We start from the raw sequence: 14010 nt of genomic DNA, 5'->3' as shown, positions 1-14010 counted from the left end.
AGCAACCTATTTGTCTGCCCGGGACGCGCCCTACGCCATGGAGTACCGGCCGCTTCCGGACGACCGGAAAGAGCAGTTTCAGGAGTACGTCGAGTACGCGTTCAGTCCCGAAGACGGCCCGCAGGACGAGTACGACTGGGACCCGGACGAGCAACCCGGTGACGAGCGCGCGCTGTTCGACGGCGACAGCATGCTCTGTGTCTGTCGGCACTACTGGTTCCGGACTCACCTCCGGGACCAGCAGTTCGAGATGCCCGGCTTGTCGGCGGTGGCGTCCCCGCCCCAACACCGACGACAGGGCCACGTCACCCGTCTTCTCGGGGAATCGTTGCGAGAGTACCGCGACCGCGGCGACGTTCTGACGGCCCTCTGGGCGTTCGAGCATCCGTTCTACGAGCGACAGGGCTGGGGACTGGCGAACAAGTGGACCCGGTACGAGTGCGACCCCGAGGCGCTGGCGTGGACCAGAGACGACTCCCTCGCTGGCGGCGAGTTCCGCCCAATCGACGCCGACGAGTACGAGCGCCTCGACTCGGTCCTCGCGGCCGCCGACGCGGGGTACGAACTCGGCATCGAGCGCACAGAGGCGTGGTGGCGCGAGCGCATCTTCAGCGGGTGGCAGACCGACCCCTACGCGTACGGCTGGGAGTCCGAGGACGGTGAACTCCGGGGCTACCTCGTCTACCGCGTGAAAGACGAGGTCGAGAGCGAGGGGAAGCGACTCCACGTCTCCGACTTCGCGGCCGCCGACCGCGAGGCGCGGGTGAACCTGCTTCGGTTCCTCGCCGACCACGACTCGCAGGTCGAGCGAGTGAGCGTCAACCGCCCGCTTGAGACCACCCTGCTCGATTCGGCGACCGACCCCGCGGACGTCGACTGCGAAATCAAGCCCGGACCGATGGTCCGCCTCGTGGACGTTCCGGCGGCGTTCGAGGCGCTGGACTACCCCGACGCGCCGGACGCCTCGTTCACCGTAAGGGTCTCGGACTCGCTCGCCGACTGGAACGACGGTACGTTCCGGGTCCGGGTCGAGGGCGGCCGGGCGACCTGCGAGCGGACTGCGGGAGAGGCGGAGGCCGACGTCGTGACCGGCGTCTCCGCGCTCTCGCAGGTCTACGTCGGCTATCACTCAGTCGCGGACGCGGAGTCGCTGACCGACCTCGACGTGCGGACGCCCGTCGCACGCGAGACGCTGTCGGCGATGTTCCCCGAGCGCGACGTGTTCCTGCGCGAGGGATTTTGAGAGGTCGTCCGCGCCGAGCGCGACTTTTCTACTCTATCTCGAAAAGCGGCCAAACTCTTTACGCCGCGACACGTAGGAGCGACCATGAGAGACGACCGCGACGACCGACGCGACCGGGACGACCGGCGTACACCCGGCGACCGCCGCGACGTAGTGGACCCCCGAGACGCCGAGAACCCCGACGACCGACACGGCTCCCCGGACCGGCGAGACCCCGAGGACATCGACGAGCGCGTCGCCGAACTCGAAGCGCGAGTGCGCGAACTCCGCGACGAACTCGGCCGACCGCCGGAGGGACCGCTCGGCCTGCCGCGACCGCCGACCCCCCGCGAGGTGCTGTCGTTCACCGGCGAGTACGCGATTCCGACCGCCATCGCCGTCCTCGAAGCCAACCTCCGCGCGCTGAAGGCGCTCCAGCAGGTGGTTCGGGTCCTCGACCCCGAGCGGAGCGTCGTGGACGAGGAGCGCGACCGCCTCGAAAGCAGGGCGGCCGACGCGAGCAGACTCACGCTCGACCGACTGGAGTCCGCGCTCGAAGAGGTCGAGACCACAATTCGAGAGAGCGACCTGCCCCGCGAGGACGAGGCGCGGGGCATCCTCGACGACGTTCGACGCATCAACCGGGAGATACGCGACCGGGTCGAGGACGAGCGCCGAGACGTGGACGAGGCCCGTCAGCGCGAACGCGATATCAACCGCGAGCGGTACGACACCGACTCCCGTCGAGGCGAGCCAAACGCCGAGCGCGAACGAACCGACAGCAACCGCGCCGACCGCGACCACACCGACACAGGTCTCGACGGAGGCACGACCATCGAACTCACCGACGAGGGTGCGGACGACGACGAACGCGGTCGAGAACAGGACGACGGTTCGGGCGAGGACCGGGACGACTCCGACGACCGCGCGGAAGTGGACGTGGAAGCGGAACTCCGGTCAATCAAGGACGAAATCGAGAATCGGAAGAACGAGAGCGCCCGGCCGACCGGCGATGTCGAGGACGCGGACGAGGCGGGGGAGACCGACGGTGACGCGTCGGACGACGGAGAGTCCGACGAGGTCGAATCTGGGGATAGCGATTCCGACGCCGACGACTCGAACGACGAGTAGCTACTCGGCTACCGGTTCCCGGTCGCGGAATCTCCGGTAGAGCCGTCGGGCGAGCGACGGACGGGACCGTCTCGGCCGGGCCGCGAGCCACGTGACCGTTGCGATGCCGACCCCGGCGGCGAGCATGGCGTAGTTGGCAGTGTCGTTGGTCGCGCGGACGACGTCCAGCGAGTAGAGCGCCGACGAGACGGGGTAGAACGGCATCACGCCCCACGGGTTGATAACGTCCGCGAGCAGGTGGGCGACGACCGCCGACGACCCGAGGAAGAACGCCCAGAGCGCCCCCCGAATCGCTTCTCGGCGCGGCCGGTGTCGGAGCGACGACGCCACGACCAGCACGCAGAAGACGCCGACCGCCAGCGCGAACCAGAGGGTGTGGGTCACGCCTCGGTGGACCAGAAACTCGAACTGCCCGTCCAAGTCCGGGAAGAGCGTGTACGCGAGGACGATACCGCCGCCGGAGAGCGCGTCGCGCTCGTAACCGCGGGAGAGCAGTCCGTACCCGACCACCGCGTAGAGCGCGAGCGCCATCCCGTAGTGGCCCGGCGGGAACATACCGGAAGCGGTGTCGGGTTCAATGTTAATCTGCCGGTTTATGAGGTGTTGGCGGTCGAACACGCCGAGTCGGTATCGGTGGCTGGCGCGCCGGGCGAACGCGATGCGGTCGGCGGTCCCGATTCTCTCCGTCGTCTCACTTCCGGACGAGTCCCTCGACGGTGCCCGTCATCACTGACTCGCCGTCCTCGTTCTCGCAGGTAACCGACGCGGTGAGGTCGTAGCGGTCTTCGCGCTCCTCGACCGTCTCGACGGTCATCTCGCAGGTCACGGTGTCGCCCGTGTAGACGGGGCGGAGGAATTCGAATGTCATCGAACGCCCGAGAACTTCGAGTTCACCGCCGATTTTCGTGGGCATCGTGGCCGTAAGCAGTCCGTGGACCAGTAGGCGGCCATCCTCGTCGGATTCGAGGTGGCGAGGCTGTCGGTCACCGGAGAGTTCGGCGAACTGTCGGACCTCCTCTGGCGTGAAGGTTCGCTCGAAGGTTCGGGTGTCGCCTTCTGTGGGTACGGTCATCCGTGTCGATTTCTGCTCGGGGGCTACTGGAACTATCGATTCGGAAGAACCTTCGACCCGTGTCGTTCCACGCTTGACCCCCGCGCTCCGCGCCGCAGAAGTGTCAACCGTTCCGGTAGAACTAAGTAAATGTGTAAAGCACGCTTTACTGTAAAGGATGCTTTACGGAAGGGTCTCCCAGCCATCGAACCATGTCCCGAAACCCATCGCTCCCGACTGACCGCTCGCCCGGCCGACGGAATCGTCGCCGCGTCTCGCGGCGCTCGCGGGGCCGAGCATTCGATACCGTATCGCAAGCACCGAACGGCGAACGTTTCAGACAGCGACACGCTCATCCATGAACGACTTCGACAGACGAACCCTCTTGACCGCCACAGGCGCGGGACTGACGGCGTTCCTCGCCGGATGCCAATCGTCCGGTCCAGCGCAATCAGACCCGACCGAGACTACGGAGACGACCTCGACCACAACTTCGACCGCAGAACCGACGGAGACGACAACGGTCAGCACGACCGCGGACCCGGCCGAACTCGAACGCCGGGCGAAGGGGTTCGTCGGTCTCCTCGACGACGGTTCCTACGAGACCGCCCACGAGCGATTCGGCCCGAAGGCGGCCCGACAACTCGGCCCGGACCAACTGAAACAGGTCTGGTCGAGGCTCGAAGAGCAGAACGGAGCGTTCCTGTCGCTCTCGAACTTCGAAACCGGCGAGCAGGGCGGATACGACGTGGTGACGGCCATCGCCAACTTCGAGCGCGGCCAGCGGAAGGTCGTGCTGGCGTTCGGGGAGGACGGCATCACGGGGTTCCGCGTTCGCCAGACGGCGGCAAACTGGTCGTCACCGTCGTACGCCGACGAGTCGGCGTTCACCGAACAGTCGGTGTCGCTGGACGCACCCGGCGACTGCTCGCTCGGCGCAACGCTGACGGTCCCGAAAGAGGTCCAAGAGGCCCCCGGCGTCGTGCTGGTCCACGGACAGGGACCGAGCGACCGCGACGGGTCCGTCGGTCCGAACAAGCCGTACAAGGACCTCGCGTGGGGACTCGCCTCCCGGGGCGTCTCGGTCCTCCGGTACGACAAGCGCACGCAGGCCTGCGACGTGGACCTCGCCGAGATTACCATCGACGAAGCGGTGACCGACGACGCGTTGACCGCGGTCGAGCGACTGCGCGAGACCCCGACCGTCGCCTCCGACGACGTGGTCGTGGTCGGCCACAGCATCGGCGCGACGCTGGCACCCCGCATCGCCGCACGCGACGGCGACCTCGCTGGCATCGTCATGCTCGCGGCGCTGGCCCGGTCGGCACCGCGGGCGATACGCGACCAGAACCTGTATCTCGCCCGACTCGACGGCACCGTGACCAATCCGGAACAGCAGCAACTCGACAGGGCGAACCGGACCGCCGAGCGGATACGCTCGCTCGACGTTCCCGACGACGAGGTCATCTACCTCGGCGGCGACGAGTACTGGCGCACGCTCCGGGAGTACGACGCCACCGCGACCGCGAAGCGTCTCGACGTGCCGCAGTTGTTCCTCCAAGGCGAGCGCGACTATCAGGTCACGGTCGAGGACGACCTCGCGCGGTGGAAGCGGGCGCTCGGCGACCGGTCGAACGTCACCTTCCAGCGGTACCCGAAGCTCAACCACTTCTTCATGCCCGGTAGCGGCAAACCGGGCAACGAGGAGTACTTCCAGCAGAATCACGTCGCCGAGGCGGTCGTGTCGGACGTGGCGTCGTTCGCCGAGCGCGTCACCGACGACAGCGCCGAGTGACGCGTAGATTACTCTACCTATACTTCTCATCCAAACGTCGGTCCGACCCTTCACAACTACGCGATGCGCGGTTCAGAATGCGTATCAGTCGTGTGATTACCCTAAGTCACTTCGGTCGAATCGTCTCTCACCGATTACGAATATCCCGCCTGCGAACAGGATCAGGACTACTATACTGTACGAGAAGAGCGGCACGACCAAATCTGTATGCTGAGTCCCATATCCGGTCGCCTCGAAGAGTCCTTCCCTGATAGTATCGAGTGCGACGAACGGGCTAAGGTGGTCGGCGTACTGGAACCACATCGGCGGATTGGCAGCCTGTGCGAACTCTTCCACCGAAAATCGCCCGGTAACGACAAATCCCACTACGGGAAGAACCAGTGAGTCCCACAATTCACCGAACGAGAGAAATGTGGCGGATATGACCGCCAGTGAACGGTACCGTGACGAGACTGCCGCCGAGAAACCTACGGTTACGGCGGTCCATGTAATCGCGTACAGAAGCGTCCATCCTGCCCAAGCGAGTAACGCGCCCGGATACGGACTTCCGAGGCGCGTCACAACCAGCGCCTCGGCAAAGAGCACGAGCGGAAGAAGCGTAGCGACTACGATTCCAACTCGGGAGAGGAGTTTTCCCCGGACGAGGTCACGGCGCGTAACCGGCATCGCGAGGAGGAGTCTACCGGTTCCGGAAGACCGTTCACCAACGACAGCGTTATGTCCGACAGCGATTCCGAGAACCACGACCGGAAGGGTGAACGGGTTGTGGATTCGCGTGAGCACTTCCGTATTAGTGAAAACGGAGCTAGTTCCGATACGGCTCCAGAGGGAGGGTCCCGCGAGCAAGAGGGTAACGACGAGTGCGCCTGCGACGACCCAATTCTGTAGCGTATGTCTGAGGTCCGCGGTAGCGAGACGCCAGACCCGACTTGACCGCCTTGGTGCCCGAGGGATTGACACACTCCCCCCGACGGCCGCCCGGACACTCCACAGGGACCGCCAAAGTCTGTCTCCCGTGTGGAAACCCGACTGTTCACTTCCGAGGTCCGTTCGCTCGAACCGACGTATTCCAAGCACGAATGGTAACATCCCGAACGACAGAAAGACCAACGTGCCGAGCACGTGGGGGAGTGGTCCGCCAGTTGGCGTTCCCGGGCCGACGGACTCGATAGACCAGCGCATTGCAGCCCAGAAATCGACGAGGGGATTGAGCCGCTCCGTGACACGCAACCACAGTGGCGCTGTGGCCAATGTCTCGTACGACGGTGGATTCAGCGACCCGGTGAACAGGAGCGCGAACAGCGGCCGGATGACGACGCTCCACACGCCGAAGTTGAAACTGAATACGATGTGGGTCACGACGAGTGCACCGAGTGTCCGATACGGCGAATCGAACGCGGCCGAATAGCCGATTGTTACGAGACTCCAGACCACGACGTAGGCGAGCATCCATCCCCCCATCACCCAGAACGGGAACAAGTACGGACTGCCGTAACCTCGGTAGACGAGGACGTTAGCAATCACGAGGATTACACCCAGTGCCGTGACGGCGATTCCGACCCGGGAGAGGAGTTTGCCGAGGACGAGGTCGCGTCTCGTCGCGGGCAGGCCGAGGACGAATCGGAGTGTCCCAGTGACCCGTTCGTCGACGACGGCGCTGTATCCGACGGCAGCAACGACCACGAGCGAGAAGGTCATCAATTCTATCGGTAGGAGTAAAAGATACTCCAGAATCGGATGGACATCCGGGGTTGCACTCGACCCCGTGGACGGCAGAAACATCACAGCGAGTAGTCCGATTGCACCCCAGACGAGGCGACTGCGAAACGCGCGGCGAGCGTCTTCTCGGGCAATAGTGAAAACGCGGTTCATGTGCGGTCCGCACCCTTTGCATCCGAATCGTTGGTGATTGTCAGGAATACATCCTCCAGCGACGGCATCTCGGTATCGACGTCGAGGATGGGAACGCCCTTCTCGTCCAACCGAGCGATTGCGTCGGTTTTGGCCGCTGGGTCGGTACACCTGACGAGAATCGATTCCTTCTGGATCGTCGCCTCCGACACACCTCTGAGCGCCGCGAGTTCGTCGGTGACTCCTTCGGGCACTGTCTCGACCAAAATCGAGACTGTTGCAGGCGTCGCTGAACTCGAATAGAGTGATTTGACCGTATCGACCGCGACGAGGTGACCGTCGTGCATGATTCCGACCCTGTCACAGACCGTCTCCACCTGATTCATGATGTGACTGGAGAAGAAGACGGCCGCGCCACGGTCGCGTTCTTCGCGGACTACATCCCGGAGAAGCCGCGCCCCCGAAGGGTCTAATCCGCCGAGCGGTTCGTCCAGAACGAGCAAGTCAGGAGAACCGACGAGAGCGATGGCCAGGCCGAGCCGCTTGCGCATTCCCTTCGAGAAGCCACCCACTGACCGATCGCCAGCATCGGCGATACCAACACGCTCGAGCAGGGTATCAGGGTCGTCATTCGTCCGTTTCATCGCAATCGCAAACCGGAGGTGGTCACGGGCAGTGTCCTGATCGTAGAACCCCGTTGCTTCGGGGAGGACACCGATGCGTTCCCGGACGGCACGCGGGTTCGTCTGTGGATCGTGTCCGAGAACGGTGATTTCGCCCGATGTTGGCCGGACGAAATCGAGTATCATATCGATCGTCGTGGACTTGCCAGCGCCATTCGGCCCGAGAAAGCCGAACACTTCCCCGGAATCGACCGCGAGATTAAGATCGTCGACGGCGACGACATCGCCGCCGAAGCATTTCGTCAGGCCGTGCGTCTCGATGGAGGGCATCGTGTATATGGTATGATATATGTACGAATAATAAAATCACCGTATCTCGGTCTAATGGCCCTGTTCGGAACAGCCCTATGGATCTAAACAGACAGATGCGACGTACACGCCGACCGCTCGACCCGGATAGCGAATGGGTGCACCCGCGACACAATCTGGACTCGTTCTCTCTATCAATAGTGTCTGATGAGGTCCATTCAGCATCAAATATATCTCCAATTACCTGCCGTACTTCTGGTGGTTCGGCTTGGGGTTTGGAGGTCGTACGGGTCTTAACCCTCGCTTAGGCCGATTCGAACCTGCAGATTTGAACCGGGTCGCTCACACGGGCGTTCGCTCAGACCGGTTCGAATCTGTACCCATCCCACTCCTGACTCTCCTTCTCCCGGATTCCGGCGTCGGGGTCGCGCAACTCCTCGGCGTAGACCGGGCGCACCTCGTCGCCAATTTCGACCTCGGTGTCCTCGGTCAGTTGGCCGATGGCGCGCACCGACTCGCCCTCGACACGGAACTCCACGATGGCCAGCGAGTTCGGTTGGCGGACGCCCGGCGGGGTCGCGGTGCTGGTCGTCCACGTCACGACCTCCCCGGTCTCGCCACTCAGGTCGATGGTGTCGGTCTGTTCCTCGCCGCACTCCGGGCAGAGTTCGTGGCCCGGATACGTCAGGTGGCCGTTCGGACAGCGGTGTGCGTTCAGCGTCATCTATGGCTCCTCCAGAATCGTGGTGGTCACGCAGTTGCCGAATCCGCCGACGTTGCAGGCCAGTCCGACCTCGCAATCGACCTGCCGGTCGCCCGCCTCGCCGAGCAACTGCTGGTGAATCTCGTAGGCCTGTGCGACGCCGCTCGCGCCGAGGGGATGGCCCTTCGACTTGAGACCGCCCGAGGTGTTGATGGGCAACTCCCCGTCGCGGTCGGTGACGCCCTCCTCGACGGCCTTCCAGCCCTCGCCCTGCTCGAAGAAGCCGACTGCCTCGCTCTGGAGGAACTCCAAGATGGTGAACATGTCGTGGAGTTCCGCCACGTCGACGTCGTCCGGGCCGCGCCCGGCCATCTCGTAGGCGTCGTCGGAACTCTCGACGGCCCCGCCCATCACGGTCGGGTCGTCGCGCTCGTGGACGACGTGGGTGTCGGTCGCGCCCCCGATGCCCGAGACCACGGTGTACTCGTCCTCGGGGACGTACTCTTCGGCCACGGACTCCGGACAGAACAGCAGGCCCGCGCTCCCGTCGGTGATGGGACAGAAGTCGTACAGTCGCAGGGGGTCGGCCACGATTGGCGACTCCATCACGGTCTCCAAGTTCACTTCCTTCCGGAACTGTGCGTGGGGGTTGTCGAGCCCGTTCTCGTGGTTCTTCACCGCGACCTTCGCCAGACTCTCGCGGGGCGCGTCGTACTCGTGGAGATACCGACGCGCCGTGAGCCCCGCGAAACTCGGGAGCGTGACACCGTGCTTGTACTCCACCGGATGGGTGAGCGAGGCGATAACGTCGGTCGCCTCGGCGGTCGTCTTGTGGGTCATCTTCTCGCCGCCGACGAGCAGGGTCAGGTCGCTCGCTCCGGAGGCGACCGACTGCCACGCGGCGTAGATGCCCGCCCCGCCCGAGGCGGAGGTCTGGTCCACTCGCTGGGTGTAGGCGGGGAGCGCGCCGAGGTCGTGAGCCAGCGCGTTCGGTACGCCGGTCTGGCCCTCGAACTCCCCGCTGGCCATGTTCGAGACGTACAGGTGGTCTACGTCGTCGGGGGACGCTCCGGCGTCGGCGAGGCACTCGCGCCCGGCCTGCGCGAGCAACTCGCGCAGCCACGCGTCGCGCTCGCCGAACTCGGTCATCGACGCCCCGATGATTGCTACGCGGTCCATGCGTTTGCGAAGGCGGAGTAGGGGTTTATAACTCGGGGATGGCACAGGAGAGCTTTCAGCCGACCGATAGCTGAGTGGAAAGCGAGCGTCCCCGGTCGATGAAATCAGTAAAATAACAGGTGCCTACTGTGACAACACCGATAGATGTCAACGTTCGAGGTTCGGTGGAACAACCTCCTGGTCGTCTGCGAAGTCCTCGGAGTGACCGCCTTCGGCGTCGTCGCCGCACTTCTCGTGAGCGACGGACTGGGTTTCGCTGCCGACCTCGGGGGTCTGGGCGATAGTACGATACTGTCCATCGTCCGATACGGACAGGTGGGACTCGGATACCTCGTTATCTCGGTCGGCTATCTCCTCGTCCGGGACGCTCCTTGGCGCTACGTCCGGTTCTCTCTCCCGACGCGACGCGACGTCGCTTGGATGGTCGCGCTACTTCTGTTCGTCCCCCTCCTGTCGGCCCCGAGGGGAGGATGGTTCGTTACCGACGCGCTGTCCCGGTCGCCGACGATGTGGGTCGTCGTCTTCGCGTCGTGGTTTCTGGTCTCGGTCCCCGCAGAGGAAATCCTGGTTCGAGGCATCGTTCAGGGACGACTCCGGGAGCAGTTCGCCCCCTCGGTCGCGGTCGTCTCGGCGGCCGTGCTGTTCGGCGCGATGCACGTCCCGCTCGCGCTGTACAGTGGCGGGACGGACCCCCTCTCGACTGCGGTAGTCACCGCCCTCATCGGCGGTGTCCTCGGAACCGCCTACGAGCGGACGGACAACTTGGTCGTTCCCACGCTGGTCCACGCCACGATGTGGATTTCACCCGCGCTCCTCCACTTCGGCGGTACTCCCTGATTCGCACTGGGAATCCCGTCGCCGGACCGTACCGTGCAGTCCGTCGATGGATGCCAACGTACTGTCACGCGAATCAGGAGCGTGAAGTCGAGTCAGTTCTCGCAGACTCACCTCTGCGAAACACCCCGGCGGGGAAGGCTGATTGGGCCGGACGCCATACGTCGGGACATGGGGGAAGACAAAGACATCAGCGACGTTTCGGGGCTTCCGGACGAACTCGGTATCGACGAGGACCTCGGCAGGGCCGAGCAACGACTCGCGGTCCGGGTCGAGGAGCGGACCTACGGCAAGGCCATGACCATCGTGGAGGGGTTCGACGACTCGTCGGTGGACGTCGGCGACCTCGCTTCGACGCTCAAGAGCCGACTCGCCACCGGCGGCACCGTGGACGAAGGCCGCATCGAACTACAGGGCGACCACCGCGAGCGCGTCGGGGAGATTCTCCGCGACGAAGGGTTCAACGTCGGCGAGTAACCGCACGTCGAAGGGGAATCGAACGTCCGACGGTATTCCTATCCCCGAGGGTAACTCTACTTCCGACGGTAATCGCACGTCGGACGGGAGTCGAACGCCGGAAGGGACGTACGGGTCCGAGACGTAGGGGTAGAGATACCGAATCCAGAGCGCGTCGAGCGGCGTCCGCCACCCGAGCGCGTGGCTGAGGACGTCGTCCCACGCCACGAACAGGCCGACGACGAGGACGCTCCGTGCGAACAACCCGTAGCGCCACCAGAACGGCCGGACGACCGAAATCGCCGTCGCGCCGCCGAGCAGGACCAGCACGCCGAACGCGCCCACAGCCGGGTAGTAGGGCCACGTCAGGGCGAACGAGAACACCGACAAGAGGGTCAGACCGGCGACGCCCCACGGTGCCGACTCCGAGTCGGGGTCGCGCACCATCAGGCAGACCAGCAGTATCAGCAGGACGCCGATGTAGAAGTGATGGGGTCCGAACACCGCCCCGTCAGGTTCCGCTTCGGCGGGGAAACTTCCGAACACAGGACACGTACGACGGACCGAAATATAAAATTCCGGGGAGAAATTGAAACACCTCTCGGAACTGAGGGATACGCGTGATTCCGTAAGTTCTTGGCGTCGTCGGACCTGAATACGCGTATGCTTCCGAACGTACACGTCGTGGCGACCGGTGGCACCATCGCAAGCACGCCAGACGAGGACGGGGCGGCCCCGAGTCTCGACGGCGAGGACCTCCTCGACTCGGTTCCGGACCTCGCGGCCCACGCAGACCCGAGCGTCGAATCGGTCTCACAGGTCCCCGGATTCGACGTGGACTTCGATATCATGGCGACGGTCGCCGAGCGCGCACACGAGGCAGTGGAAGACGGGGCCGACGCGGTGGTCGTCACCCACGGCACGGACACCATGGCCGAGACGGCGTACTTCCTCGACCTGACCTGTTCGCTGTCGGTCCCGGTGGTCGTCACGGGCGCGCAGCGACGACTGGACGAACCGAGTTCCGACGCGCCCGCGAACCTGCTGGCGGCGGTGCGCGCGGCGACCAACCGACGAGTAGACGACGGCGTCTACCTCGCGTTCGACGACGAACTCCACGCCGCGCGCGACGTGCGGAAGGTCCACACGCACAAACTCGCGGCGTTCGCCTCGCCGAACGACGGCCCGGTCGCCACGCTGACCCGCGACGCGGTTCGGTTCCACCGCGACCCCGCCAGCGAGTCGGTCCACGTTCCAGTGGCGGACGGCGAGGCGTCCGTCGAAGCGCCGGACGCCCGAGTCGAGATGGTCGTCTCCGCCGCGGGCGTCGACGGGGCACAGGTCGAGCGCGCGGTCGAGGCGGGTGCTGACGGTATCGTAATCGCCGGAACCGGTCTCGGCAACACGACCGGCGAACTCGGCGCGGCCGTCGTGGACGCCATCGACGCGGGCGTTCCGGTCGTGCTGACCTCGCGCTGCGGCGCGGGGACGACCGGGGCGGTGTACGGGACGGCGGGCGGCGGCAAGACGCTTCAGGACGCGGGCGCGATTCCAGGCGGCGACCTCGCGCCGTGGAAAGCGCGGGTGAAGTTGGCGCTGGCGCTGGCGGCGGTCGAGCGCGCGGGAACGGGCGAAGACGTCGCCGAGTACTTCACCGACCAGTAGCGCGACGGTCGTATCGCCGTATACGTTTCGGACTACTGGGCCGGTCGCGGGACCGGGTCGTGCTCCTCGACCGGGGCCGTCTCGTCCGTATCCCGGTCGGTCGTAGAGAGTTCGACCGTGAACACGCTCCCGTCGGAACCGGTCTCTGTCAGTTCGACTCGGCCGTCGTAGCGTTCCGCGAGCGTCCGAACGAGGTAGAGACCGAGACCGTGACTGGCCCCGGTGTTGTCGCTGCGTTCGAACAGCGTCCCCCGGTCGTTCGCCGGAATCCCCGGGCCGTCGTCCGCGACCCTGACGAGAACCGTGTCACCGGTCTCCTCGACGGTCACGCGGACCGCCGGACGCTCGGAGTCGTCGTGTTCGACCGCGTTCCGAAAGAGGTTCGAGAACACGCGCGCCAAGAGGTCGTCGGCCAACACGGTCACGTCGTCGGGTATCGACGCCTCGACCGTCACCGACTCGTACGTGTCGCGGAGTTGGTCGAGTTCGTCGGCGAGTACGTCCGAGAGGTTCATCGGTTTCAATCGGTCGGGTTCGGAGGTGGTCTCCAGCAGTACCTGCACGTCCCTGATGACGTTCGTCATGTTTCGGCCCTGTCGGTGAATCGTCGCGAGGTGTGCCTCTGTCGTGTCGTCGAGCGTGTCGTCGTCGAGCAGGATGGACGCGTATCCGGTGATGATGTTCGCGCTGTTCAGCACCTCGTGACGGAGGAGTCCGTTCAAGTAGTCGAGCCACCGCCGCTGGCTCTCGGCCTCCTCAGCGCGTATCTCGGCCCGTTGGGCTTCGAGTTCGCGCTGGATGGCGCGCGCCTCGACGTACCCGACCAGCAATCCGCCCGCCGCGCCGACGTTCGCCGCCCATCGTCCCCACGAGAACTGAAACGCGAGGTCGTCCGTGTTCGATATCGCCATGATGACGAGGTTGATAGCGAAGAAGAACACCATCCCTCCCACGACCCACTTGGCGATGCGCAGATACCGCTCGGTCGGGATGTCGGTTCGGTCGAGCCAGTACGCGCCCCCCAAGAGCGCCGAGACGAATATCATCGAGACGACGAACCCGCCGAGGAACCCCGGTGAGAAGACGTTCAGAAACTCGTAGACCACCAATACTTCACCAACGTAGCCGAGCAGAAAAACTAACCCTAGACCGGTGACGAGGGCCAAACTCCACTTTCCGTCTGCATCCCCG

14 protein-coding genes are annotated in these 14010 nt (G+C 64.8%); 6 read left to right on the top strand and 8 right to left on the bottom strand.

All coding sequences use genetic code 11. The features are described from left to right. Positions 1–37 precede the first annotated feature (37 nt). Together eis and FXF75_RS09710 are read left to right on the top strand one after the other, a co-directional pair. Positions 38–1243 carry an enhanced intracellular survival protein Eis gene (gene eis, locus FXF75_RS09715; protein WP_163521676.1) on the top strand — a complete coding sequence of 402 codons (1206 nt, stop codon included), beginning with the start codon at positions 38–40 and terminating at the stop codon, positions 1241–1243. Positions 1244–1327: 84 nt separating this feature from the next. Then, on the top strand, positions 1328–2353 hold the full coding sequence (locus FXF75_RS09710) for a hypothetical protein (RefSeq protein ID WP_163521675.1): 1026 nt from the start codon (positions 1328–1330) through the stop codon (positions 2351–2353). Here FXF75_RS09710 and FXF75_RS09705 read toward each other — a convergent pair whose 3' ends face one another. After that, a complete protein-coding gene (locus FXF75_RS09705) occupies positions 2354–2908 on the bottom strand; it encodes a metal-dependent hydrolase (protein ID WP_163521674.1) in 555 nt (184 codons plus the stop codon). 136 nt (positions 2909–3044) lie between these two features. Continuing rightward, positions 3045–3425 (bottom strand): MaoC/PaaZ C-terminal domain-containing protein, encoded by a 381-nt coding sequence (locus FXF75_RS09700; protein WP_163521673.1) that lies wholly within the window; start codon positions 3423–3425, stop codon positions 3045–3047. 337 nt (positions 3426–3762) lie between these two features. Between FXF75_RS09700 and FXF75_RS09695 the strand changes: the two genes are divergently transcribed. Next, entirely contained in the window at positions 3763–5199 is a 1437-nt protein-coding gene (locus FXF75_RS09695; RefSeq protein WP_163521672.1) for an alpha/beta fold hydrolase, read from the top strand. 96 nt (positions 5200–5295) lie between these two features. On the opposite strand, the gene FXF75_RS09690 is transcribed toward FXF75_RS09695, so the two are convergent. The 4 genes from FXF75_RS09690 to FXF75_RS09675 form a co-directional block, all read right to left on the bottom strand. Next, positions 5296–7071, bottom strand: a complete 1776-nt coding sequence (locus tag FXF75_RS09690; protein WP_163521671.1) for an ABC transporter permease — start codon at positions 7069–7071, stop codon at positions 5296–5298. After that, a complete protein-coding gene (locus tag FXF75_RS09685; protein ID WP_163521670.1) occupies positions 7068–8003 on the bottom strand; it encodes an ABC transporter ATP-binding protein in 936 nt (311 codons plus the stop codon). The genes FXF75_RS09690 and FXF75_RS09685 overlap by 4 nt, the downstream gene beginning before the upstream one ends. 337 nt (positions 8004–8340) lie before the next feature. Further along, positions 8341–8706 (bottom strand): Zn-ribbon domain-containing OB-fold protein, encoded by a 366-nt coding sequence (locus FXF75_RS09680; RefSeq protein WP_163521669.1) that lies wholly within the window; start codon positions 8704–8706, stop codon positions 8341–8343. Beyond that, a complete protein-coding gene (locus FXF75_RS09675) occupies positions 8707–9864 on the bottom strand; it encodes a thiolase family protein (RefSeq protein ID WP_163521668.1) in 1158 nt (385 codons plus the stop codon). Between the two features lie 144 nt (positions 9865–10008). On the opposite strand from FXF75_RS09675, the gene FXF75_RS09670 reads away from it, so the two are divergent. Continuing rightward, positions 10009–10701 carry a CPBP family intramembrane glutamic endopeptidase gene (locus tag FXF75_RS09670; protein WP_163521667.1) on the top strand — a complete coding sequence of 231 codons (693 nt, stop codon included), beginning with the start codon at positions 10009–10011 and terminating at the stop codon, positions 10699–10701. 168 nt (positions 10702–10869) lie between these two features. Next, on the top strand, positions 10870–11175 hold the full coding sequence (gene yciH, locus FXF75_RS09665; RefSeq protein ID WP_163521666.1) for a stress response translation initiation inhibitor YciH: 306 nt from the start codon (positions 10870–10872) through the stop codon (positions 11173–11175). On the opposite strand, the gene FXF75_RS09660 is transcribed toward yciH, so the two are convergent. Continuing rightward, a complete protein-coding gene (locus tag FXF75_RS09660) occupies positions 11107–11700 on the bottom strand; it encodes a hypothetical protein (RefSeq protein WP_163521665.1) in 594 nt (197 codons plus the stop codon). The genes yciH and FXF75_RS09660 overlap by 69 nt on opposite strands. A gap of 117 nt (positions 11701–11817) precedes the next feature. Here FXF75_RS09660 and FXF75_RS09655 point away from each other — a divergent pair, with 117 nt between their 5' ends. Next, complete coding sequence (locus FXF75_RS09655) at positions 11818–12819, top strand: asparaginase (RefSeq protein WP_163521664.1); 1002 nt, start codon at positions 11818–11820, stop codon at positions 12817–12819. Positions 12820–12851: 32 nt separating this feature from the next. Here the strand turns inward: FXF75_RS09655 and FXF75_RS09650 are convergent, their stop codons facing one another. Further along, a complete protein-coding gene (locus FXF75_RS09650) occupies positions 12852–13925 on the bottom strand; it encodes a HAMP domain-containing sensor histidine kinase (RefSeq protein WP_163521663.1) in 1074 nt (357 codons plus the stop codon). Positions 13926–14010 lie beyond the last annotated feature (85 nt).

Source organism: Halorussus sp. MSC15.2 (assembly GCF_010747475.1).
GTDB lineage: Archaea > Halobacteriota > Halobacteria > Halobacteriales > Haladaptataceae > Halorussus.
Note: the sequence above shows the minus strand (reverse complement) of the source record. Positions and strands in the feature narration are given on the sequence as shown.